Origin of the sequence: Nonomuraea cypriaca, from assembly GCF_015645445.1 — a bacterium.
Taxonomy (GTDB): Bacteria; Actinomycetota; Actinomycetes; order Streptosporangiales; family Streptosporangiaceae; genus Nonomuraea; species Nonomuraea cypriaca.
Map to the genome: position 1 here is coordinate 1 of NZ_JADOGI010000583.1, position 551 is coordinate 551.

Below are 551 nucleotides of genomic sequence, written 5' to 3' on the forward strand. Positions count from 1 at the left end.
GGCGGACAAGCCGCCACCATCGGGGTACCGCACAGCAGAGTTTTACTGCCGAAACACGACGATGTAACTCACCCATAGCGCTATGTGTTCGTTCCATCGCCGATAGCTAGCCCTTCAAACTCTGTAGCAAGCTTAGGACTGTCCCGTCCCGATTCGTTCAGCCCTGGACCAGCATACAAAGCCCGCTAGTGGGCTCACATGTTCCAAGTGAGCGCAGAAGATTCCAACCTGACGTCCTTACTCGGTCTCCTTGGTCCGTCCTGTTTGCATGAGCAGGATTCCCAGGTTGTACCTGGCATCCGCATCGCCGGCCTCAGCAGCGCGCCGGTACCATCGCTCGGCCTCCTCGATCCGTCCCGCCTGTTCCAGCAGGACTCCAAGGTTGTACATGGCGTCGGTGTCGCCGGCCTCGGAAGCGTGCCGGTACCACTGCTCGGCCTCCTCGATCCGTCCCGCCTGCTTGAGCAGGACTCCAAGATAGGACATGGCATCGATAGCGCCGGCCTCGGCAGCACGGCGATACCACTGCTCGGCCTCCTCGATCCGTCCCG

General features: G+C 61.0%; 1 protein-coding gene. It reads right to left on the minus strand.

Going from position 1 to position 551, the window contains the following annotated elements; translation table 11 throughout:
* Positions 1 to 237: 237 nt before the first annotated feature.
* Positions 238 to 551 (minus strand): tetratricopeptide repeat protein (locus ITP53_RS55730; protein WP_195903545.1); only part of this gene is annotated, 314 nt, incomplete at its 5' end.